Raw genomic sequence first — 23,622 nt, forward strand, 5'->3', positions numbered from 1 at the left:
TCTATCCCGTTATCCAACGGAAGAATAAGAATAACAAGGCCGAAAGTATAATGGTTACGGGCAAGGTTAAAACCCAAGCCAATACGATACTTTTCACTGTTCCTCCTTGAAGATTTTTGATACCTCTTTGTGCTACCATTGTTCCCGCGATACCTGAACTTAATACGTGAGTAGTACTTACTGGCCACTTATAGGCGGTTGCTAAACCAATCGTCAATGATGCAATCAATTCAGCTGAAGCCCCTTGTGCATACGTCAAGTGATCTTTACCAATTTTCTCCCCAATCGTTACGACGATACGTTTCCAACCGATCATAGTCCCAAGACCTAGTGACAAAGCTACCATCCACATTACCCAATTAGGGGCAAAATCAGTCACTCCTGCCATACCAGTACTCGAGGACGCCCCTAAGGTAAAAAATGGCGCCTTAGAACCAGCCGTTGCCTTTTTCCATGCTGCTTTGTCATTTTCGGATAATGCAACCGATTCACTTTCAATCAACTTCTTGGAGAATTTATTAATGGTTAAAGCCGCTTTACGAATCGCAAATTTTTGATCAGTAGAAAGCGTAGATGGATTTAGATTTTGAGCCGTTATAATCGATAAATCTGCTGACGATTTCTTTAATTGGGCTAAGCCATCACGTTCTTTTTCAGACAACGGAATGGTATCAATTTTGGCAGATATCGATTGTACCGTTGCAAGACTAGACTTCACCATTTGCATATCTAAAGTCGTATTGATGGCAAAATAACCTGGCAAGAAAGCGATCAAGATAACCATCACTAAACCGATTCCCTTTTGACCATCATTACGACCATGAAAGAATGAGACTAGAGTACACGTTGCGATTAACAAGGAGCGAATCCACATAGGTGGCGGGGACTTCTTTTTAGGTTCTTTGAAGATCTCTTTATTCGTAATCGTCTTTTTTAAGATGTACATCAAGATAATCGCTAAAGCAAAACCAAACAAAGGAGAAAGCAATAATGCCTGCCCAATTTCAATGACTTTATCCCAATTCAAAGCGGCAATCCCTTTGTTCGAATCTTCAGGTAAGAGCGCATGTCCTACTCCGATACCGATAATCGAACCTATCAAGGTGTGCGAACTAGAGGCAGGGATGCCTAAATACCAAGTTCCTAGGTTCCATAAAATCGCAGAAATCAACAAAGAAAGAGCCATAGCCATCGAATGGTAGACATTCGTATCCACGAGTAATTCCGTGGGGAGCAGTCCGATAATACTCATCGTTACCCCTACGCCACCGGTTAATAGACCTAGGAAGTTCATGAATCCTGACCACACCACAGCTTGGGTAGGGCGCAAGGAATGGGTATAAATGACTGTGGCAACGGCATTAGCCGTATCATGAAAACCATTCACAAATTCAAATGCACAGGCTGCGATTAAGCAAAAGCAAAGCAGGAAAAACAAAGTAGGATCTAATCCGAACATAGCCAATTGATGGTAAAAATATGATTACTCTAAGGTAAGGTACAATTAAAAAACACGTGTTAAGGAATTGTTAAATCCCTATTTCACTTCACTCTTAAACGAGACACCGATAGCCTTTGCAGCCTTATGAATTAAGTCTTTTTGATAAACCTGTTCTTTCGATTTCACTTCGCCTAAAGCAGGGACATTCGCCCCTATCATTGCATACCAAATCTGGTAGCAATCCTTTACACTATCGCCGTGGGATGTCCATTGCGTTTTAATCGCATCTCCGCGACCGTGGTCTGTCGTGATCAATAAGGTTGTTTTTCCTTTGTATTCCGGATCTGAATTTACAAAATCCCAAATCTCCCCTACCCAAGCATCAAACTGGTGTGCAGCATCCAGGTAGTGATTGTAAGCACCCTCGTGTGCAAACTCATCTGTTTCACCATAAGAAATATAGAGTGCTTTAGGCTTGTTCTTTTTCAAATAATGCATCGCCTTGAAATGCGTAAATGCGTCTAGCGATTCTGCCATACCAAAAGGCTTAAACGATTCTTTTAACATCTTAGCCAACATCGTAATCTCTGGATCTTTCTCTAACTCAGGATACGAATCGAACGCATTCACCACAGGAAAACCAGCTCTTTTCTCATTTAAAATACGATCAAAAGCATCCCAAGCTCCGAATGCGGCTACCTTTCCTTTATAAGCTGGTAAGGAGTTCAAGTATTCAAAAAAGTTCGTATTCGGATTAGGTTTGTAGTCATTTGAATTCACCAAAGTATCCACCTGACCCGTTAAAATCTCACTATATCCGGGATATGAAAACCAATAGGGATTCGCATTGTCTACTTGGCTTCCAGCAGCTCTATTGCCGTGAATTTGGCCTGAAGCAGCTAATTTGCTCCAGAAAAAAGGCATTAGTTTTGTGCGTCTTTCTGCCAAAGTAGGTGCATAATATTGCTGAATTAAACGAGCAGAATCACCGTGGTGAAAACGCTTCATTTTGACAATCGAAGTATCGATACCGTTAAATAATTCTTGCCAACGATATCCATCTGTCGTGATGACAATGACACGCGCATCAGAATTGGCTTGTTGGGCAAAAATACAGGGAGAGCAAAGAAGGAAAAAAAGGACTAGTCGTTTCATCGTTTGGTTTAAAAGGCAAGGCTAAGTTAGACAAATAATTAGAATTTCATTCTTATACCATTTAAACAAGAAATGCCGAGGAGAACCCCCTCGGCATTTTCTGTATTACACCAATATATTATCTTATTGACCTTTTACTGGGAAACGAGTCCAACCTGTAGTCCAGCTTGGTTTTTCCAATTTCAAGATCTCTGCATCAGTCGATTCAATTTCTGAATTTCCATCTGCTAAAGCTTTTGTCTTTACATCAGCAGAGCTAATGACAGCTGACTTACTGATGAAATTTAATGCCGTATTAGGCGTATAGGTGCCAATCTTGTTGTTCTTGAAAGTAGAAACTCCATCCTTATAGGCTTGTGCTGTTTCGTTACTTTCTAAACTGAATCCACCTTTCATATATCCAATGAATGTTGAATTGCTTACTTCGAATTGAGTAGCACGTCTCCAACGCATAGCTAAGTTATGATTAGAAAGAGCCGCTGCATTATTTGGCCCAATTAAGGTCATATTGTCTAAAACTGGACGCGTAAATGGTGTTGCAACTGAACCAGTTCCATCATTATCACATTCAATTCCGTTACCTGCATCTCCTGTATCTACGAAGGCTGGATCGCGTCTTGATATAGAGAAAGATACTTTGCCAGTATAACCAAAGTCAAAGTCAAAATCATCATCCGCTGTTGCGTAAGCATATAAATATTTTGGAGAAACCGTTCCTCCGAAGAATTCAAAGGCATCATCATTTGCATAGATTGTCTGCACGTTCTCGATAATAGTTTTGCTACCTACAGCACCGAAAGTCAAGGCATTGATCTCAGAGTTAGGCAATGCCGCGATACCAGCGTATTCAATACGTACATATTTCATCACGCCGCTGTTATCTTCGTTATCTGTTCCACCATACGCACGACCAATACCACCCTCAATCGTAGGCTCAGATGTACGGTTCGTCTTAGCTCTTCCTAAGATGACGATTCCACCCCAATCTCCTGGAGCACGCTCGCCTGCTGCCTTACCTGAAGTAAAGACGATAGGCTTAGCAGCCGTTCCTTCAGCTTGAATTTTTGCACCTCTTTCGATACATAAAGCACCTTTTTCTGAGATATCACTTTTGATAACAGTACCTGGTTGAATAATAAGGGTAGCTCCATCGGTTACATAAACGTATCCTTTTAATGTCCATTCCTTATCCGCAGTTAAGGTCGTAGTTGCCGTAATGTTTCCACTTAAAGTCGTAGTAGAGGGTACGTTAATAGGTGCTACATCGCCACCTAAATCCTTTGAACAGCCAAATGTTGCTAAAGCTGCTACGATAACTAGTAATTTTTTCATGTTAGAAATTGTAATTAACGGTGAGTGAAACAGATGTTTCGTTGTTTGTTTTAATTAAATCACGTGAAGGCTTTTGGTAGAAAGTAGTAGGCTGAGCTAGGATGTCGCTCACCGCCAATTTAATTTCTCCTTTATTGAATTTTCTTAAGAAAACGATATCAATAACGTCTCTTGAATTTTCAAAAATGTCTGGATAACCTTGGAAACCTACAGAAGCGATGCGATCGCCTACTCGGTTATAGGTTAGGTTTATTGTGTTATCTCCTTTGTGGAAGTTCAAACCTCCATTCAATGCATAATTAGATTGGCCTTGAAGCTGGCGTTTTACCCCTTGAACTTCTACCTCCGATTGAATCAACGCCATGTTAGAGTATAAATCTAACCAAGAGTTAATCGCTTTTCTAAATTCCATTTCCAAGCCATAGACTAGCGCCGATGGAGGATTCGTATACGTTAAAGCTAGATTAGAAGGAACAGAACCATCTGCTACAATTTGCTCGATAGGCTTAATGAATTTCTTGCCAAAAACACCCACTGAGAAGATTTCACCCGCTTTTGGATATAATTCCCACTTGAAATCAATGTTATAGATATCCGATTTTTCCAAATCCTTATTTCCTAATAACTGCGCATTACGAACAAAGTCATAGTAGGCAAAATTCGCTACCTCACGGAACTCTGGTCTCGCTAAGGTTTTGCTAAGCGATGTTCTCCATTTTGTTTTTTCTGTAGCAGAGTAAGTTAAGTTTAAGGATGGCAAAAGATCTAAGTATTCTCTTTCCACATTCACTTTTTGACCACTAAAGTCAGCCGTTGCGATATTAAAGAGGTTATACTCTGTACGAAGACCTGTATTTAACTTGAATAATCCGATCTCTTTTTCATACATCACAAATCCATTCGCTAAGTCGAAATCAGCCGTATAACGATCCGTATTATTCGTTACCTCACCTAACATATCAATGGTTTCGTAACGGAATACACGTGCTTTGAAGTTTCTGTATTTCTTTAAGTAACCTGCACCTACTTTAATATCACCAAATGACTTATTAATCGCTGCATTTCCCGCATTTTCATCCATCACACTCCAGAAACGGTAAGTGTCTCTCCAAGCAGTCAAATAAGGATTGCCTGAGTTTAAATACGAAGCAGTAGGATTAACTCGGTAATCAGGTTGATCACGAAGCATTAAATTATATCCGATGTTAAAATCCCAAGTCTTGATTTTTGCATCAAACTGGGTATTAACAACCATTTTACGGATGGCATTAGATGAATTACTGTAGATGTTCTGTACGTTATCGTAATTTTCACCCGTTCTATTCAAGAAATAATCTTCTGTTTGGTAGTTAGCTAGAGTCTTCCAGCTGTAACGGTTTTGGCCTAAATAAACTACATTCAATAAGCCACTCAAGGACTTCGTTTGCGAGAAATTGATATCCTTGTATTTATAAGCTAAGTCAGTGGAAGATAAGTAATCAATACGCTCTGTCGTAGAGGAAGAAAACGTGTTTCTCGCGGTAGAGCTAAATAATACGTTCCAGTTATTTCTTTTTACACCAAAAGCCACACTTCCATTGAAGTTAGGAAGGCTAGAAGACTCTGTAATACCAGGAGTCGCAATCAACTTCGTATATGCTCGCTTATCACCATTTCCACTAATTCTGAAAGCGTTTGTGGAAGGGAAAGTAGAAGGGAACTCTACAGATTGAATTAATTTGAAATCCTTGAAAGTAGAAAGAGAACCGTAACTTACTCCTAGAGAAGCGGAAGCAAAATCTCCTGAAACTTCTTTGGTAGTAATTTGAACTAATCCACCGGCAAAATCACCTGGTAAGTTTGCTGCTGCTCCTTTATTAATGATAATGTTATCAATTAAAGAAGTAGGGATAATATCGAATGAGAAGGCACGACGATCTGGCTCTGTGGAAGGCAATTGAGTCTTATTTAATAAAGCAGAGTTATAACGATCGGCTAAACCACGTACTAATACGAATTTATCGTTTTGGATAGTTACACCACTCACACGCTTCAACGCATCACTCACATTTCTATCAGGTGTTTTCTTAATCGACTCGATGGATAAACCATCGGCTACTATGAAACTAGATTTCAAGGTGTTTATCAGGGCAGTAGCCGTTTCTTTTTTGGCAACGGTCTTAACCACTACATCTGCTAATAATTTACTGTCTTCTTCTAACTCTATCGTAACGATAACAGGTTCTGATCCAACCTTAAAAGCTGGATTGCTGTATTCCTTAAAACCTACATAACTAGAACTTAAAGAATAGGTTCCAGGAGCCACATTCGCAAAGGTAAACTTACCATCGATATCTGTGGATGCTCCTTGATTTTTACCTGTTGATGGATTTTTTAACCAAACGGTTACACCTACTAAGGTTTCTTTGGAAGACTTAACAACTCCAGAAACTTGAACCTGCGCAAAAGAGAAAAGAGGGAATAATAAAAGGATGAATTGGTGCTTAAATGAATTCATGATAGAATTGGTGTGAAATAATAGTTGACGTGATTTAATCATGCAACAAAATTAGATTTCACCCAATCCGAATTGGTTAAGCCATTGTTAGGCTTTTGTTATCTACTTGTTAAATAGAAGTTGTTTTCTTAATAATTCGATAACATTGAGATTTTTCACAGAAAATTTCACTTTTCTACACTGTTTTATAGTACAATTTCAAGTTTTTGCATTTTCTATAGAAGAACTTTCTTAGAAAAGTGAAAATTAACACGGATTTAATTTGCGGGTAATGTGAAAGGACTAGTTTTGGGTCAACAAACGGAAATCATTCCGCCTAAGTTTATTAAAATCAAGCATTATGAAAAAGTACACATTTGCTGCCTTATTATTCGCAGCCAGCCTGTTTGTCGTTTCTGCCGCTAATGGAGCAGAATTAACTCTTCCCGTGAACATTGAATCTGTAGGTAAATTGAAATATAAGGTATCTGCCAAAGCAGGAGCCACAGTCGTTATCTACGATGAAGAAAATAACGAGATTCACAAGGAAGGAATCGCGTCGCAAAAATTGTTCAATTTGGCGGGATTATCAGATGGAAACTACCGAATGGTAGTCTTAGATGACCACAAAAACGTGTTGACTTCTAAGTCGTTTACGATCAAAACGGAAGTGAAACGCGATATTGTCGCTATGAACTAATTTACCCAACATCAACGAATTATAGTGAAAGATTAAGGGGTAAAAAGGCGGACCAGTGGTTCGCCTTTTTCTATTTAGCTGAGTTCCTTGCTCTTGATTTTATGCAATAAAAACACAGCCACCAAAATAGGAAGCGAGAAAATCAGAAAGCGACCTGCCACGGACATCCCACTATCAGTCAGTAGGCCAAAGACGGTGGGTCCCAATATCGCCCCAAAACGGCCCGCTCCCATCGCTAAACCCACGCCTGTCGAACGGATTGCCGCAGGATAAATACGCGTCGCTGCCGGATAGAAACTATTAAACCCACCTTGGACTAAAAAGCCGATGAAGAAGACTAAGGTGAGGTTTACTACATAATCGAGTTTTACATTACCGTAGAAGTTCATCAAGATAAAGGCCACGATAAAAAAGAGTGTCATCGTTTTCTTGATGCCTATTTTACTAATCGCTAACCCCATCACAAATACGCCCGTGAAAGCCCCAAAATTTAAGGTCATTCCCACGTAGGTGGCGAGTTCGAAGGGCATGCCGGATTGTTTAGCGAGCGTAGGTACCCAGCTGATCAAAGTATACAAAGTTAAAAATCCGAAGAAAATGGCCGTCCAAAGTAAGAGCGTGGCGGTTCTGTATTCTGGAGTAAAGAGTTCTTTTATCTTCGTCTTACTGTGTTTCGATTCCGGCACGAATCCTGGGGATTCTGGCAAAAAGAAATAGACTAAGAGTAAAAGCGCAAACGAGAAAGCACTCGCGATCAAAAAGGTCGCGCGCCATCCTAAAAGCGGAAACACCCAGGCCACCACAAAACCGGTCAAAATCGCTCCCAAAGGCCAACCTCCTTGCACAATCCCCACATTGAAATCGCGGGTTTTATCCGTGGAAAATTCGGAGGCAACCGTCGCTAAATTAGGGAGAATTCCTCCGATGCCTAAACCAGTAATGAATCTGAAAATCAGTAATGCATTTAATGATGGAGCAAAATAAACGAATAACATGCCCAGACTGATTAAGAACAAGGAGCCTAAAAACACCTTGCGCCTTCCCCATTGATCACCCAAGGGTGCAATTAGGAAACAGCCCGCCGTCATCCCCGCTAATCCTGCCGAAAAAACGTAACCTAATTCTGCGTTATTCAATCCCCACTCTTTCATGATGTGCTCACCTGCAAAGGAAACGAGCAAAACATCGATTCCGTCGTTGAAATTGAGCAAAAAGCAGAGGGAGACTACGCCTATTTGGAGCCAAGACATCGAGTTTTTCATACGATTTGAACGACTATTTTTCCCGGATGTCCGTCAGTAGCCGCTTGTAAACCGGCCTGAACTTCCGCTAAAGGAATGTATTTTGAAATGATTTTATGCGGTTGAATTTTTCCGTCTTTAATCAGTTGGATAACTTCTTGAAAATCGGATGGATGATCGTAAATCAAAGATCCTTGGATCGAAATACCGCGGCGAACTAAATCCAAGGGGGTAAAGCTAGCCTGCTTTTCAGATAAGCCTAGTAGAATCACATTGGCACCGCGCGGAGCATCAGCAATAAGCTGTGTAGTAGCAGCCGCAGAACCGGTGCATTCGAAAATCACGCGGATGTCTTGGGATTTCCAATCATCTTTTAGTGCCCCGAATTCATACGCTTTCTCCTGCAAAACAGGATTCAAATCAGTCGCATAAACTTTCAAGCCATGTTCCACCGCAAGGTGCGTAATTAACATTCCGATGGCTCCGAGGCCTAGGACGTAGATGGCATCGCCTTTGGTTAGTGATGCCTTTTTTAATGCGTTGTAAGCAACAGCCGTGGGTTCGATGGTAACGGCATCCTGTGCGGAAATGGAATCCGGGAGTTTATGGGCGAAATCAGCCGGAATCAGCACGTATTCCGCGAAACAACCAGGGGCGTTAAGGCCTATGGTGCGTTTATTCGGGCAAACTGTGGCTTGACCACGCGCACAATAAGTACAATTTCCGCACGGGGCATTGGGATCTACCACCACTCTTTCACCTGGTTCGCGATTCACTCCTTCACCTAGGGCGTCGATATAGCCCCAGCCCTCATGGCCGATGATGGTGGGTTCAGGCAACGGACGATGGCCACCAAAATAATGCACATCAGATCCGCAAATACCCACTTCCTGCAAGCGAATACGCAACTGGCCGGGACCTGGATTTGGGATAGGATGATCGCCTAGTTCGATTTGCAAAGGTTTTACGAGAACGGCCGCTTTCATTACAGTATCTGATTGAATTCGATGATCTCGCCGTTCGGGCCTTTGACATTAAAGAAACGTGTTCCGTTTTTCCAAAAAGCCAAAAACGTAGGTTCCTTTTCTAAAATCTCAAATCCAGCCTGCTTTAAGGCTTCGAAGGCATAATCCACATCCTCCACGTCGATCGCAAAATGGTCGATGTGACCGACTTTGCGCTGTTTGATTTCGGCTAATTGCTTTTCCGGCATTTGGTATAACTCCACGATGACCTCGTGATTTTTCATCATTACGCAAGTCCCAAAACCGCCGTCAAACTCAAAGGGCGATTCCATCACGTTCTCGAAACCAAGACGTTCATAGAAAGGAATCGAGACTTCCATGTTATGTACGGGAATCCCGATGTGTTGGATTTTATGGATAAAGTTGATTTTCATAGCTCTTTGGATTTGATGCAATTTAAAACTTTTTGAAAACTTAACACTGTTAATTAAATTTACGGTGTAATTTTACACTAATGGGAATAGTCGCAAGAAAAGAGAAACAAAAACAGGAGATTCGATCCTTGATTCTAGAGGAATCGATGAAATTGTTCGTGGAAGAGGGCTTCAGTAAGGTATCCGTCCGGAAGATTGCTGAACGCATACAATATAGCCCCACGACGCTTTACCTGTATTTTAAAGATAAAAACGAGATCTTGTTTTATTGCTGTGAGTCAGGATTTAAGAAGATGGTGGAGCAGAATATCGCTTTAGGTTTGATCAGCGATCCTATCGAACGCTTGCACCAGATGGGCGTGAATTATCTGAATTTTGGCCTAGAATACCCAGAATATTATGATTTAATGTTCATTCAAGAGGCTCCTATGTCCGCCTTAATCGATATGGGCGCAGGCTGGTCAAGCGGCGATCAGGCGCTTGAGGCCTTGAAAATGATCGTGCAAGATGCGATGGACAAAGGATTAATTGTCCCTGCCAAAGTGGAAACGGTGGCGATGGCGGTTTGGAGCATGGTGCACGGCCTGGTTTCCCTCGCGATTCGCCAGCGATTAGACAAATTAGTAGCGGCGGAAGAAGTCGAAAATACGATGCATGAGTCGCTGGATTGGTTATTGAAAACGATGAAAAAAGCCTAACATGAAATATTTATTACTCCTTTTTGCGTTGCCGTTATTCGGCCAAAAGTCCGTCCTCGACGAATACGTCGCCACGGCTTTTCAACAAAACATCATGCTGCAACAGAAATCCATCCAGGTGGAAAAGGCGATGATTGCTTTGAAAACGGCGCAAAGCCTCTACCAACCGAGCGTCGCTTTCCAAGGCGGTTACCAAAGTGGCGAGGGTGGTCGAAGCATCGCTTTCCCGGTGGGCGATTTATTGAATCCGGTCTATTCGACGCTGAATGCATTAACGAAAAGCACCGCTTTTCCGCAGATTGCAAACGTGGAAACGAATTTCTTCCCACGCGACTTCTACGACGTGAAAGTGCAAACTACGATGCCACTGTATAACAAAGACATCAGCTATAACAAGCAAATCCAAGAGCAAACGGTCAGCCTACAACGCGAAGATGTTTCCCTATACAAGCGTGAATTAGTCAAGCAAATTAAGACGGCTTATTATAATTATTTGCTCAGCTTAGGTTTAGTAAAAGTCTATGAAAACAGCCTAAATTTAGCGTTAGAGGGCAAAAAGGTAAACGAAAAGCTGTTAGCAAACGGCAAAGGATTACCCGCCTATCTATTGCGATCAGATAGTGAAATCGCCACCATCCAAGCACAAATCGCGGATGCGGTGAAGCAAGAACAGGCGGCTCAATACTATTTCAATTTCTTGTTGAACCGAGAATTACGCGCTGAAATACGCATTGATTTCGAGGTTGAGAAAGCGGTGGCAGGTGTTTACTCGGTGGTGCCCGGCGTTCGTGAGGAATTATCGCTTCTTTCGAAATCAATCAACATTCAGGAGACCGTTTTGAAAATGAACGAGTCCTTTTACCTACCTAAGTTAAATGGTTTTGTGAATCTAGGATCTCAGTCAACGTTAAATAACATTAGCTCAAAGAGTGGCTATTATTTCTTTGGCCTACAAATGGACATTCCGATCTTCTCCGGGAAACGTAACTTGTACAAGGTGAAACAGACGCAATTAGATATCGCCTCCGCGAAAAATGCGTTGGATCTGAGTACGAAACAGTTTAATATGGCGACCGAAATCGCTCAGAAGAACGTACAATCTTCGATCGTTAGCTTTCAGGCCTCCACGAAATCCTACGAGGCGGCCGCCGCTTATTTACGCCTCATCGAAAAGGGCTATAAAGAGGGCGTGAGCACGTATTTAGAAACAGTGGACGCCAGAAATCAATGGATGAACGCCCAAATCAACTACCAATTAAAACAATTCAACGTATTAATCGCCGCTGCCGCTTACGAGCGCGAAGCCGCTAGCTACCCACTCTAATGAAAAAGATCTGCCTACTTATTTCCCTTATCACGGTATTTTCCGCTTGCTCTTCGAAGAAGAAAGAAGTGGCTGTGGTGACCAACGATGTCATTCCAGTTTCCGTGATTTCCTTGCAACAAGAATCTATCACCCGCCCCATCCAGGCTTCTGGCGTCTTCACGACGGAAGATGAGACCTATTTAGGTTTCAAAATAGGCGGCGTGATTCAGCACGTGTTTGTCAAAGAAGGCGATGCTGTAAAAGCGGGTCAACTAATCGCCAGCCTAAACCTGACCGAAATCAAGGCGCAGGTGCAGCAAGCCCAAATCATGCTCGAAAAAGCGCAACGCGATCACGCGAGAGCGAAGAACTTGTACCGCGATAGCGTGGCGACTTTGGAGCAATTCCAAAATGCCAAAACGGGCCTCGAAATCGCACAACAAGCCTATAATGCGGGTGCGTTTAACCAGAGTTATGCCGAAATCAGAGCCGTAAAATCGGGTTTTGTGTTGAAGAAATTAGCGAATGATGGCCAGGTCGTGGGACCCGGAACACCAGTCGTTTTATTGAACGGAGCAAACAAGGGTAATTGGGTGTTGAAAGTGGGTTTGAGCGACCGCGACTGGGCGGCGACGCAGGCGGGAGATCCGGCGGAGATTACGCTGGATGCGGCTGAAGGAAAGACTTTTAACGCGTCTGTTTTAGCCAAATCCGAGGGAGTGGATCCGGTGACGGGGACGCTTTGGGTTAGTTTACGCATCAGTGGTGCGCCGACAGCGCAGCTGGCGGCGGGGCTTTTTGGGAAAGCGAAAATTCGTCCGCGGAAACAGATTAAATCCTGGGTGATTCCATACGATGCGATTTTGGATGGAAATGCGACGGAGGGTTATGTGTTCATCACGAAAGACGGTAAAACCGCAGAGAAAGTGAAGATCCAGATCTCGAGTATTGACCACGGGAAGGTATTTGTTTCTGCAGGTTTGGAAGATGCAAAATCACTCATCACGAGCGGAAATGCCTATTTAGACGCAGGTTCAGCCATTAAAATCGTCCGCTAATTATGAAGATAGCTAACTACGCGGTAAAGAATTACCAATTTACGCTCACGATGTTTTTGATGGTCGTGGTCGTGGGGATTGTCACGATTATGACGATGCCCCGGGCAGAAGATCCGGATATGAATGCCCCTCAATTCCCTATTATCGCTGTTTACCCGGGAACGAGTCCGGACGATATGGAGGAGCTGGTGGTGAAGCCGGTCGAGAAAAGATTATACGAACTGGAAAATGTACGCAAGATCAACACGACGATTAGTGATGGCCTAGCGGTTTTCGCGGTCTATTATAAATACGGCGTGAACGTGGACGAGAAATACTCCGAGGTTGTTCGCGAATTGAACAGTATCAAGGGGGAATTACCTAAAGAGGTCATCAAACTCGAGGCTCAAAAAGCCACTCCATCGGGCACGAACGTGTTGCAGATGGCGCTGATTTCGAACAATGCGTCTCTGGACCAACTGAAAATCACGGCTGAACGTCTTCAAGAGGATCTGGAGAAAGTCACTGCCTTGAAGAAAGTGACGATTTCTGGCTTGCCAGAATCACAAGTGAAGATCGATTTGAACATCGAAAAGATGGCCCAAATGCAGGTCTCGCCAGAACGTGTTTTACAAGCAATCCAAAGCGAAATCGCGAACATTCCCGGCGGAAGTATCGTGGAAAATTCGAAGTCCTTTAATATCCTCACGTCCGGTAATTACCAGAACATTGAGGAGATTAAAAACACGATTGTGTTCTCGTATCAAGGGAAAAACGTGCTGTTAACGGATGTGGCCAAAGTCTATTTTGACTACGCCCCCGAAAATCACATCACCCGCTTGAACCAAAATCGCTGCCTATTCGTGACGGCCGCCCAAAAATCCGGCGAAAACATCGCGAAAACCCAGGCCGCTTACGAACCGGTGATCGCCCAATTCAAGAAAACCTTACCGAAGAACATCGACTTAGTCGTGAATTTCGACCAAGCCGAAAACGTCAACACCCGCCTCAGTGGCCTATTGAAAGACTTTATTATCGCCATTTTATTAGTGGCATTAACATTATTGCCGCTCGGTTTACGCGCCGCTTCCATCGTGATGATTTCGATCCCGCTATCCTTAGCGATCGGAATTATCCTCTTGAACATCATGGGCTACAGCCTGAACCAGCTGAGTATTGTGGGTTTAGTCGTTGCACTGGGACTTCTAGTGGATGACAGCATCGTGGTGGTGGAGAATATTGAGCGCTGGATGCGCGAGGGACACAGCCGATTAGACGCAACTTTAAAGGCAACGAATCAGATAGGAATGGCGGTTTTGGGTTGCACGGTGACCTTGATTATTGCCTTTTTACCTTTGGTATTTTTACCGGAAGCGTCTGGCGAATTCATCCGCAGTCTTCCGATGGCGGTGATTTTCTGTATCGTTGCTTCATTGGTCGTTTCGTTGACGGTAGTTCCGTTTTTATCGAGCCGCATTCTGAAATCCCATCAGGGAAATCCAGAAGGAAATTTATTCATGCGGGTGTTGAAAAAGCTGATTTCGGGGTCTTATTCTCGTTTGCTAGATTGGGCAATTATTCGTCCTAAAACGACTTTGCTGATCGCCCTTGTCATCTTTGTGGCTTCGTTGCGACTCTTCCCAGTCGTAGGATTTAGCCTTTTCCCGGCGTCGGAAAAACCACAGTTTATGGTCAATATTTTCAGCCCCTTGCAGTCGAATATGGCCTACACGGATTCGGTTTCCAAACTGATCGAAAGCGATCTGCGCAAGCTGCCCGAGGTAAAATATGTCTCTGCAAACGTGGGCAAAGGAAATCCACGTATCTATTATAATGCGATTCCTTTGAATGACAGAACCGATTACGGAAACTTGTTCGTCCAACTGCAGGATGACTTAGGTGCTGACGAGAAAATCAACCTAATCGAGAAATTACGCACGAAATACACGAACTATCCTGCCGCGACCATCGAGGTGAAAAACTTCGAGCAAGGGCCGCCGGTTGTGGCCCCTGTGGAGGTCCGTATTTTAGGGGATAACGTAGATACGTTGCGCCAAATCGCCAGCCGCGTCGAAACAATGCTAAAGAATACGAAAGGCACGATATACGTGAAAAACCCGTTGAAAAACCTGAAATCGGACATCAAATTCGATATCAACAAGGAAAAAGCCAGCATGCTAGGGATTCCTACGGTGAGCATCGACCGGATGATTCGCTTGGTGGTGGCCGGTTTTGATTTGGGCAAAATGACGGACAAAGAGGGTAAGGAATATGCGATTGTGGTTTCGAAGCCGCATCCAAAACACCCGAGTCTGGAGGTATTCGATAACCTGTATGTGAATAATGTGCAGGGAACGGCAATTCCGCTAAGTCAGGTGGCTTCGGTCAGATTGCAAACTTCCCCCGTCAGCATTAGTCACTTGAATAAGAATCGTTTGGTGTCTGTGAGTTCATTTGTGGAGAAAGGATTTTTGAACAACGAGGTGATCGCGGAGACTGAAAAGAGTCTCGCGAAGATCGCCTTGCCTGCTGGATACCACTTCGAAATGGGTGGTGAAGTGGAGAGTAAAAACGAGAGTTTCAGTGGTTTTGGGACGATCATATTAGTGACGATCTTCTTCTTTGTCGCAGTGTTAATTCTCGAGTTTGGAACGTTCAAGAGTACCTTGATTGTACTTTCTGTGATTCCATTAGGAATCGTGGGAGCCCTTTTAGCGCTGTGGTTTACGGGAACCCCGCTTTCCTTTGTGGCGACGGTGGGACTAATTGCTCTCGCCGGTATTGAGGTGAAAAATACCATCTTGTTGGTGGATTTCACGAACCAGCTACGCGCAGAAGGTATGCCGATGGAACAAGCCATCCGCGAGGCCGGCGAAGTGCGTTTCTTACCGATTATTTTAACTACGTTAACGGCGATCGGCGGTCTAATTCCCATCGCCATTTCCACGAATCCCCTTATTTCACCACTCGCGATCGTGATGATCGGTGGACTGATTAGCTCCACCCTCCTCTCCCGCATCGTGACCCCGGTAGTTTACAAATTAATCCCTCCAGCGATATGACTTTGAGCACGATTTTGCTGCTTCCGCAACTGATTATAGGTTCGTATACGTCCAAAGGTAATCCCGGCATCGAGGTGTTCAATTGGGATGCGAAGACAGGAGCAGCCACAAAATCCTATTCCCTAACCGTACCTCAGGCTTCCTACCAAGCCATTTCGGGGGATTACCTTTTTTCTGTCTCAGAAGAGGGCGACGGCAAGGCGAGCGTTTCCTCTTTCCAAATGCGCAACGGAAAATACGAGGCCATCAATACCGAATTTAGTCTGAAGGGCGACCACCCCTGCCATCTGACCTACCGGGAAAAATCGAAGACGATTTACACAGCGAACTATACAGGCGGAAGTGTGAGCGTGTTTCAAACGGCAAATGGCAGACTGAAGCCATTAGCCCAATACATCGCTTACACAGGTTCCAGCGTTAATAAGGACCGCCAAAACAGCGCCCACGCCCACATGGTCGCTCTTTCTCCTGATCAAAATACGTTATTTGTGACGGATTTGGGCTCGGATAAGATCTATGCGCATGCGATTTTAGCGGATGGACGCCTCGCGGAGGGTCGCGCAGAAATCGCCCTCACCTCCGGCAACGGACCTCGCCACATTCGTTTCAATGCGAAAGGCGATCGTGCTTATTTATTGAACGAGTTGAGTTCGGATGTGGATGTGTTTGCCGTGAAAGGCTCGCAATTGAATAAAATCCAAAGCATTCCCGCTGACACATCGGCCACAAAAGTGAAAGGCTCCGCAGACATCCATATTTCGCCGAACGGCAAATGGCTGATGTCCTCTAACCGAATCTCAAGCAATCAAGTCGTGGTATTTAAGATTGAAGCAGACGGACAATTAACACGTGTATTTCACCAAAACGTAGCCAAAATCCCCCGCAATTTCACCTTCGATCCATCAGGCAATTTTGTGTTAGTAGCGAGTCAAGAGGAAGACCGCGTGCAGGTGTTTCACTTCGACGACAAAACTGGATCACTAAAAGACAGCCACCAAGATATTTTGGCCAAATCCCCCGTTAGCTTGCTAATTCGCTAATTGCCTTCACTAATATGTCGAGTTCCTTCAATGTCGTAAAGACATTGGGGGTGATTCTGCAACCATGAATATTGCCTCCATCGATGGCAACGGTGAATATCTTGTATTCTTTCATCAAGCGCTCCGCTAATATCGATGGTTTGATGCCCTCAATTCCCACATTCGCAATGGCACAGGATTTCGTGGGATCCGCCGGATGGTGCAATCTAACGCGTGGAATCGGGCGGACCTTCGTGGTCCAGTAATTTTGTAAATACCGCAAGCGTTCTTCCTTTCTAGCTGGTCCCAATTTTTCGTAGAAATCGATGGCGTCATCGACCGCTAAATCTGTATAAACGGGAATCGTCCCTACGTGATTTAGGTGTGCTATATCGGTCACAGGAACGCCTTCTTCAGCCAGCAAAGGCCAGATTTGAGGAATCTTTTCTTTTCGCACGTGCAAAATGCCTACACCCAAAGGCACCGCCAGCCACTTGTGCAAACTCGCCCCATAATAGTCGCAATTCAGGTCTGAAATTTTGAATTGAATTTGCGCCACGGCGTGTGCCCCATCGACCATCACTTCGACTCCTCGGGCGTGGGCCATATCGCAGATTTGGCGAATCGGATTGATTTGACCCGTCACATTCACCAGGTGACATACCATGATGAGCTTGGTTTTATCGGTGATGGCTTTGGCATATAAATCCACAATTTCCTGATCTGAGGCCGGGTTAATGGGTAGTGAAATTATCTTCAAGACAATTCCCTGGCGTCTCGCCACCTGCTTAAACATGTCTTGCATCGCCCCATAATCCTGGATCGCAAAGATCGCCTCATCGCCTGCTTTCCAAGGAAAACCGCTGATGATCGTGTCAAGAGATTCGGTAGTGTTTCGGGTTAACACTAGAGTGTCTTCCGGGCAGCCTACAAGTCGAGCAACGCGTGCGGCGATGCGTTTTTTATTGTCGAATTGTACCGTCCGCATGTAATAGGCTCCTTGGGCGTTGACTTTGCGAATGTACTGAAAGTATTTCTCCAAAGTAGCCTCCGGAGTAATGTTATAATAACCACTTTCCAGGTTAATGAAGTCTGGACTCAGCTTATATCCTCCGCGGATTCCCTCCCAAAAATCTTCGTCTGAAGCGAGTGATTCGACTGTTTGGGTTTTGGCATACGAAAACCAAGGCGCCGAAGCCCCCAAAAGTGTGCAGGCTTTAAGGAAAGTGCGTTTATTCATGGTAGAAAATTAGCAAAAAAATCACATTTTGCCCTTGAATAATGAAGAATGTGATTAAATTTGTTTTCCGCCTCATATTAGGCGATTACCTAGAACAATTTAACATAAAACTCATGATGAAAAGAAGAGATGCCATCTCTCAAATCGCCTTGTTGTTAGGGGGTGCTTTCACAGCTCCTACTTTAATGGCTATGGATGTGAGAAAAGGCAATACCTCCATCGTTGCAGCAGATTTTAGCCTAACAGATGCGCAACGTCAAATCGTCTCAGCTGTCGCTGAACATATTATTCCAAGAACGTCTACGCCAGGTGCTATCGATGCAGGTGTTCCCGCTTTCATCGAAATGATGTTAAAAGATTGCTACAAAAAACCAGAACACAACAGCTTCCTAAAAGGGGTGAGCGACTTAGCGAAAGCTAATTTCTTAGCACAACCTGCTGCTGGCCAAGTGGCGATGTTGACTTTATTAGAGGCGAACACAAAAGATTTAATGAAGAGCTATTCTCAGAAGCGAATCAAAGTGGGCGATAACGTAGATAAAGACACTTTAGAAGGCGCTAATGGCGTTCCTTTCTGGAGATTGATGAAAGAATTAACGCTTTTAGGATACTACACATCTGAAAAAGGCATTCAAGCTTCTTTCATCTACGAGCCAGTTCCAGGCAAATTTGAGTTGATTACGGATATGAAGCCGACTCAAAAATCTTTCGTGTATTAATCTGAAAAATTAGAAAAAATGAATCTGAATATAGATGCAATTAAAGGCCAAACGTTTGACGCAATCGTCATCGGATCCGGTATCTCCGGAGGTTGGGCTGCCAAAGAATTAACAGAAAAAGGCTTAAAAGTAGCAGTTTTAGAGCGTGGTCGCGAGATCAAGCACATCGAAGGCTACGAAACGGCGATGAAAAACCCTTGGGAATTTGATCACCGTGGTCGTCCTACGAATATGGCTGCTGAAGAATATTGGGCAGGTATGCGTACAGGCTACACACCCGCTGAAGAACACCGCTATTTATTCGAAAACGATAAGCAAAATCCTTACATCGAGAAAAAAGGGGGATTCGACTGGATTCGTGCATATCACACGGGAGGTAAATCTCTTTTGTGGGGTCGCCAAACATATCGTTGGAACCGCGAAGACTTCTTAGCGAACGAAAAAGAAGGTGTCGGTACTCCGTGGCCTATCGGCTATGATGATTTAGCTCCTTGGTATTCATATGTAGAGAAATTTGCAGGTATTTCAGGTCAAGCGGAAGGCTTAGACGTGTTACCGGATTCAGATTTCTTACCAGCGATGCAAATGACTGCTCCTGAAGTTCACTTCAAAAATGCAGTCAATAAGAAATTAGGCCGTCCAGTAACGGTAGGTCGTGTGGCTCACTTAACAAAGCCAGGCAAACAACATACAGACTTAGGTCGTTCTTCTTGTAACTACCGTAACAAGTGTATGCGCGGTTGCCCTTACGGCGCTTACTTCTCGTCATTATCAGCAACTTTACCTGCTGCGATGCGTACAGGTCGTTTAACGATGATTCACAATGCAATTGCTGCGGAGATCATTTATGATGAGTCTACGCAAAAGGCCAAAGGTGTTCGCGTAATCGATCAAAACACAATGGAGTCGAAAGAATATTTCGCAAAAATCATCTTCGTGAACGCGGGTGCAATCGGTTCTACATCGATTTTAATGAACTCGAAGTCGAATCGTTACCAAAACGGTTTAGGAAACGATTCAGATCAATTAGGTCGTAACATCATGGACCACCACTTAGGTGCGGGTGCAAGTGCAACAATCGAAGGTTTTGAGAAAGATTACATGTTCGGAAATCGTCCGAACGGTTTATATATTCCTCGTTTCCAAAACTGGGGCAAAGACAAGCGTTCTTATTCACGTGGTTTCGGATACCAAGGTGGCGCGAGCCGCGAAGGTTGGGGCCGTGGCGTAGGAGCAGATGGCTTCGGCGCTGAGTTCAAAGAGAGCTTAACACACCCGGGACAATGGACCGTAGGTTTTGGAGGTTTTGGAGAAATTCTTCCAAACCCAGAGAACCGTTTCGTTCTAGGTGCACAAAAAGATAAGTGGGGTTTACCGATCTTGGAATTCTCGGCAAGCTTTGGCCAAAACGAATTACAAATGCGTGAAGATATGATGAACGAGGCGGCAACTATGTTAGAGGCGGCTGGTTTCAAAAACATCAACGCATACAACAAGCAAGACACACACATTGGTTTAGGTATTCACGAAATGGGTACGGCTCGTATGGGTACATCCGTGAAGAACTCAATCGTTAACAAGCACAACCAAGTACACGAGGTTAAAAACGTGTTCATGACGGATGGTGCAGTGATGGCGTCTGCTTCTTGCGTGAATCCTTCCTTAACCTACATGGCGATGACTGCTCGTGCAGCTGACTTCGCGGTGAATGAGTTGAAGAAGAGAAATTTATAGTTCGCTTTGCGAACAGTAGACAGTGGTCAGTGGCCAGTTGTCAGTGATTTAAATAGGGTGGCAGATTCTGTCACCCTATTTTTATGGAATGTGGGTTTGCGGTACCTGAAGGCTGTATGGTGTAAAAATAAGCGCGAGGTATTGAGAGGGGTTTTCAGGTATTGACAGAAAGTGTCAATTCTCAGTAGACAGTGGTCAGTAGACAGTAGACAGTAGACAGTAGACAGTAGACAAAAAAGGTAGATTAGAAATTATCTACTCTGCAATTTCCTCATCCCTGGCTACTGACCACTGGCTACTGGTTACTACTAATTAAGAATAATCCTCATTGCAAAATAAAGCACCGACGGACACATCAAACAACCCAATCCGGTATAGAAAGTAGCAGTCATCGCGCCATAAGGAACCAGTTTAGGATCTGTTGCAGCTAGACCGGCAGCGGTTCCGCTGGTAGTTCCCATGAGTCCGCCAAAAATCATCGCCGATTGTGGTGTTTTCAAACCAATGTAAGGGGCGATTAGAGGGGTTCCAATGGTCACTAAAATCGATTTCACTACTCCTGCCGCGATACTGATGGCGATGATATCAGAACTTGCTCCTAAGGCAGTTCCGGTCACAGGACCTACGACGAAAGTACAGGCACCGGCACCGATAGTGGTAAGGCTTTCGGCGTCTGTGATTCCCATGGCATAGGCGATGATTACGCCGGCTGCGAAAGAGATGATGACGCCCAAAAACAAGGAAAGGACTCCGATGAGGCCGGTCTTTTTGATGATGGCGAAGCTGGCGCCCATCGCGGTAGAGACGATGGCGAAATCGCGGAACATAGGGCCACCTAGTAGATCAAAGCCGGAGAAACCGGGGATATCGGCAATCCCTTTTTTGCCCAAGGTTTCAAGGCCAGCGAAATAGGCCAAAACTAAACCCATGAAGATGGAAATAGCAGAGCCGGGGATTTTGCCGCGGGTGAGGGTTTTGGAGATTCCCTCCGAAAAATACATGATGAGGCCTGTTACGAGAAATGCGAAGACTAGGCCGTTTTTGTCGAGGAAGGTGATGATATATTCCATTAGTCTTTGGGCGCTAGTTTAGATAAAAAAGGCATTAAGGCGAGGCAAGCGATGACGGGAATGATACCTACCAAAAGAGCGAGTAGGCCGTTAGAGAAGGCGACACGGACGTTTTGGACGGAAGACATGGCCACGATGATGGGGATGTACATTTTGGACCAAAAGTTAACGCCCTCACCCATTTCGAGGTGGAAGAGGCCGCGTTTTTCGAGCTCGTTTTGAGATAAAATCAGGAAAAGCATCGCAAATCCGACGCCACCTACATTGGCTTGGATTCCCAAAAGACGACCGAGGGTTTCTCCCAGGATTTGGCCTGAAACGAAACAGGCAGCTAATAAGGCAACTCCGCGTAATAGCATATTAGTTTTTGATTAGGTTAACGACGTCTTTTTTCGTGACTTTACCCATCGCGTTGCGAGGCAATTCTGGCAAACGGTGGTAGGCCCGAGGGGTTTTATAAGCGGGCATTTGCTCACGCATCCAGGCATTTAAGGCTTTCGTGTCGAGGTCTTCTTTGCAGACGATGGCAGCGCTTACGAGCTCTCCCCATTCGTCATTTTCGACGCCTACGACGCAGCAATCATCGATTCCGGGGTAGGTTCGGAGGACTTCTTCGATTTCCAAAGCCGAAATTTTGTAGCCTCCTGACTTGATGATGTCGACGGAGTTTCGGCCCAAAATCCGGTAGCCTCCCAGCTCGTCCATCGTTGCGATGTCCCCAGTTTTGAAGAAACCATCCTTGGTAAATGATTCAGCTGTGGATTCTGGTTTTTGCCAGTATTCGTTGAAGACATTTGGCCCTTTGACCTGAATCTCTCCTATCTCCGTACCCGGAATAACGTTATCCTCTTCATCCGCTAAACGCACCTGAACGCCCGGAAGTGGATATCCCACGTGACCTGGAACGCGCGGACCGTCGTATGGATTACTCAAGGCCATCCCGATTTCGGTCATGCCATAACGCTCCAAGAGACTATGTTCGCTAATCGTCTTCCAGCGTTCCATCACAGAGACAGGCAGCGCCGCAGATCCCGAGATCATGAGTCTGAATTTGGACATAATGCGGGTCATCTCTTTTTGGTCCACCTCAGACAACGATTCCCAATGCGTAATCAACTTATAATAAATCGTGGGAACGGCCATGAAGACGTTCAACTGACCTTTTTTGAAAATATCGAACAGCGCTTCCGCCGAAAAACTAGGCAAAAACTGGCAAGTCGCCCCTGCCCAAAGCGAGCAAGAAACGATATTAATCACCCCGTGAATGTGGTGCAGCGGCAAAATACAGATCGAATAATCCGAGGAACTCCAACGCCAAGCATCGATCAAAGTCGAAATTTGGGCATTCAAATTCGCGTGCGTGGACACCACTCCTTTAGGCAAATTCGTCGTACCAGAGGTATAGAGCATCATGGCACGGCGGGAGTCAGGGAAAGTGGGCAGTAGACAGTGGTCAGTAGCCAGTGGACAGTCGTCAGTAGTCAGTAAGCGTAATCCTAGCTCTTCGCAGAGTGGATTTAGTAGTTCCTTGTATTCTGGACTCACGACCACAATGCTCGAGCCAGAATTCTCAATCGTATAGCGCAAAGAGGGCAACGGATAGGTCAAACAAAGCGGAACAGCGACGCCGCCAGCGCGCCAAATCCCCCACTGCACTCGCACATAATCAAAACCAGGGTTCACCATATAGGCAACTCGGGCTTCATTTAGGTCCGTATTTTTATCTAATAAGGTAGAAGCGAAGGCTTTCGAGGCATCTAAAAGCTGGGAATAGGTATAATTTGTACCATCCGAAATAATGGCTGTCTTCTCCAGGTGCTTCTCAGCTTGGGCAAAAATGGATATCATAGGGTTGAATAGGTTTGTTCAAAGATAGGAAATAAGTCGCGACTTTGTCGCTTAGTCGTCATGCGGACTTGGTCACGACTTTGTCGTTTAGTCAATGCTTCGCATTTTAGTCGTCACTGCGTGACTTAGTCGACTTCGTCTTAGT

The 23,622-nt window shown here is 44.5% G+C and carries 19 protein-coding genes; 8 read left to right on the forward strand and 11 right to left on the reverse strand.

What is annotated here, in order from left to right; genetic code table 11:
* Position 1: 1 nt before the first annotated feature.
* The 4 genes from G9X62_RS04645 to G9X62_RS04660 all read right to left on the reverse strand — a co-directional run bounded on the left by G9X62_RS04645 (position 2) and on the right by G9X62_RS04660 (position 6,425).
* Complete coding sequence (locus G9X62_RS04645) at positions 2-1,459, reverse strand: inorganic phosphate transporter (protein ID WP_223131608.1); 1,458 nt, start codon at positions 1,457-1,459, stop codon at positions 2-4.
* Positions 1,460-1,537: 78 nt separating this feature from the next.
* Complete coding sequence (locus G9X62_RS04650) at positions 1,538-2,596, reverse strand: alkaline phosphatase family protein (protein ID WP_223131609.1); 1,059 nt, start codon at positions 2,594-2,596, stop codon at positions 1,538-1,540.
* A gap of 123 nt (positions 2,597-2,719) precedes the next feature.
* Positions 2,720-3,928 carry a T9SS C-terminal target domain-containing protein gene (locus tag G9X62_RS04655; protein WP_223131610.1) on the reverse strand — a complete coding sequence of 403 codons (1,209 nt, stop codon included), beginning with the start codon at positions 3,926-3,928 and terminating at the stop codon, positions 2,720-2,722.
* A 1-nt stretch (position 3,929) separates the two neighbouring features.
* Positions 3,930-6,425, reverse strand: a complete 2,496-nt coding sequence (locus G9X62_RS04660) for a TonB-dependent receptor (RefSeq protein ID WP_223131611.1) — start codon at positions 6,423-6,425, stop codon at positions 3,930-3,932.
* Between the two features lie 340 nt (positions 6,426-6,765).
* Here G9X62_RS04660 and G9X62_RS04665 point away from each other — a divergent pair, with 340 nt between their 5' ends.
* Positions 6,766-7,104: a hypothetical protein gene (locus tag G9X62_RS04665; protein ID WP_223131612.1), complete on the forward strand. Its 339-nt coding sequence runs from the start codon at positions 6,766-6,768 to the stop codon at positions 7,102-7,104.
* 74 nt (positions 7,105-7,178) lie between these two features.
* On the opposite strand, the gene G9X62_RS04670 is transcribed toward G9X62_RS04665, so the two are convergent.
* From G9X62_RS04670 to G9X62_RS04680, 3 genes are read right to left on the reverse strand one after another with little or no spacing between them, the layout of a single operon-like run.
* Complete coding sequence (locus G9X62_RS04670) at positions 7,179-8,366, reverse strand: MFS transporter (protein ID WP_223131613.1); 1,188 nt, start codon at positions 8,364-8,366, stop codon at positions 7,179-7,181.
* Positions 8,363-9,331, reverse strand: coding sequence for a zinc-dependent alcohol dehydrogenase (locus G9X62_RS04675; RefSeq protein ID WP_223131614.1), 969 nt, complete (start codon positions 9,329-9,331; stop codon positions 8,363-8,365). Before G9X62_RS04675 ends, G9X62_RS04670 begins: the two co-directional genes overlap by 4 nt.
* Positions 9,331-9,744, reverse strand: a complete 414-nt coding sequence (locus tag G9X62_RS04680; RefSeq protein WP_223131615.1) for a VOC family protein — start codon at positions 9,742-9,744, stop codon at positions 9,331-9,333. Before G9X62_RS04680 ends, G9X62_RS04675 begins: the two co-directional genes overlap by 1 nt.
* Positions 9,745-9,824: 80 nt before the next feature.
* Here G9X62_RS04680 and G9X62_RS04685 point away from each other — a divergent pair, with 80 nt between their 5' ends.
* From G9X62_RS04685 to G9X62_RS04705, 5 genes are read left to right on the forward strand one after another with little or no spacing between them, the layout of a single operon-like run.
* Complete coding sequence (locus G9X62_RS04685; protein ID WP_223131616.1) at positions 9,825-10,442, forward strand: TetR/AcrR family transcriptional regulator; 618 nt, start codon at positions 9,825-9,827, stop codon at positions 10,440-10,442.
* 1 nt (position 10,443) lies between these two features.
* Positions 10,444-11,766 (forward strand): TolC family protein, encoded by a 1,323-nt coding sequence (locus G9X62_RS04690; RefSeq protein WP_223131617.1) that lies wholly within the window; start codon positions 10,444-10,446, stop codon positions 11,764-11,766.
* Positions 11,766-12,806, forward strand: a complete 1,041-nt coding sequence (locus G9X62_RS04695; protein WP_223131618.1) for an efflux RND transporter periplasmic adaptor subunit — start codon at positions 11,766-11,768, stop codon at positions 12,804-12,806. The genes G9X62_RS04690 and G9X62_RS04695 overlap by 1 nt, the downstream gene beginning before the upstream one ends.
* A gap of 2 nt (positions 12,807-12,808) precedes the next feature.
* Complete coding sequence (locus tag G9X62_RS04700) at positions 12,809-15,847, forward strand: efflux RND transporter permease subunit (protein ID WP_223131619.1); 3,039 nt, start codon at positions 12,809-12,811, stop codon at positions 15,845-15,847.
* Complete coding sequence (locus G9X62_RS04705; protein ID WP_223131620.1) at positions 15,844-16,887, forward strand: lactonase family protein; 1,044 nt, start codon at positions 15,844-15,846, stop codon at positions 16,885-16,887. Before G9X62_RS04700 ends, G9X62_RS04705 begins: the two co-directional genes overlap by 4 nt.
* On the opposite strand, the gene G9X62_RS04710 is transcribed toward G9X62_RS04705, so the two are convergent.
* Positions 16,868-18,106, reverse strand: a complete 1,239-nt coding sequence (locus G9X62_RS04710; RefSeq protein WP_223131621.1) for an aminotransferase class V-fold PLP-dependent enzyme — start codon at positions 18,104-18,106, stop codon at positions 16,868-16,870. The genes G9X62_RS04705 and G9X62_RS04710 overlap by 20 nt on opposite strands.
* A gap of 113 nt (positions 18,107-18,219) precedes the next feature.
* Here G9X62_RS04710 and G9X62_RS04715 point away from each other — a divergent pair, with 113 nt between their 5' ends.
* Both G9X62_RS04715 and G9X62_RS04720 read left to right on the forward strand, forming a co-directional pair.
* A complete protein-coding gene (locus G9X62_RS04715; RefSeq protein ID WP_261345552.1) occupies positions 18,220-18,825 on the forward strand; it encodes a gluconate 2-dehydrogenase subunit 3 family protein in 606 nt (201 codons plus the stop codon).
* Between the two features lie 18 nt (positions 18,826-18,843).
* Positions 18,844-20,559, forward strand: a complete 1,716-nt coding sequence (locus G9X62_RS04720) for an FAD-dependent oxidoreductase (protein WP_223131622.1) — start codon at positions 18,844-18,846, stop codon at positions 20,557-20,559.
* A gap of 308 nt (positions 20,560-20,867) precedes the next feature.
* Here G9X62_RS04720 and madM read toward each other — a convergent pair whose 3' ends face one another.
* From madM to G9X62_RS04735, 3 genes are read right to left on the reverse strand one after another with little or no spacing between them, the layout of a single operon-like run.
* Positions 20,868-21,629, reverse strand: a complete 762-nt coding sequence (gene madM, locus G9X62_RS04725) for a malonate transporter subunit MadM (protein ID WP_223131623.1) — start codon at positions 21,627-21,629, stop codon at positions 20,868-20,870.
* Positions 21,629-21,988: a malonate transporter subunit MadL gene (gene madL, locus G9X62_RS04730; RefSeq protein WP_223131624.1), complete on the reverse strand. Its 360-nt coding sequence runs from the start codon at positions 21,986-21,988 to the stop codon at positions 21,629-21,631. Before madL ends, madM begins: the two co-directional genes overlap by 1 nt.
* Before the next feature lies 1 nt (position 21,989).
* Positions 21,990-23,477 carry an acyl-CoA synthetase gene (locus G9X62_RS04735; protein WP_223131625.1) on the reverse strand — a complete coding sequence of 496 codons (1,488 nt, stop codon included), beginning with the start codon at positions 23,475-23,477 and terminating at the stop codon, positions 21,990-21,992.
* Positions 23,478-23,622: the final 145 nt, after the last annotated feature.

Origin of the sequence: Aquirufa lenticrescens, assembly GCF_019916085.1 — a bacterium.
GTDB lineage: Bacteria > Bacteroidota > Bacteroidia > Cytophagales > Spirosomataceae > Aquirufa > Aquirufa lenticrescens.